The organism is Brevibacillus sp. HB1.4B (genome assembly GCF_013284285.1).
Taxonomy (GTDB): domain Bacteria; phylum Bacillota; class Bacilli; order Brevibacillales; family Brevibacillaceae; genus Brevibacillus; species Brevibacillus porteri.
Genome location: NZ_JABSUT010000038.1, coordinates 1 through 280, shown reverse-complemented (window position 1 = coordinate 280; position 280 = coordinate 1). Strand labels below are relative to the sequence as shown.

1 tRNA gene is annotated in these 280 nt (G+C 38.9%); it reads right to left on the bottom strand.

What is annotated here, in order from left to right:
* Positions 1-167: 167 nt before the first annotated feature.
* A tRNA-Pro gene (locus HP398_RS30640) sits at positions 168-244 on the bottom strand.
* Between the last annotated feature and the right edge of the window lie 36 nt (positions 245-280).

Below are 280 nucleotides of genomic sequence, written 5' to 3'. Positions count from 1 at the left end.
TAGTTCTGCTAAACTAGCAGGAACTTCATGTTAGCACATCCACTTTCAGGTGTCAAACACTTTTTTAAAGTGTTTTTCAACCAATCTGCAATTTGTTTAGTAACAGCAGATTTCCAATATATCATGTGCGTTACATTCATGTCAACCATCTTTTTTCAAGAAATCGATGGTCGGGAAGACAGGATTCGAACCTGCGACCCCTTGGTCCCAAGCCAAGTACTCTACCAAGCTGAGCTACTTCCCGATTATAGAAACTTCTTTACTTTTTGAGGTAAAGAAA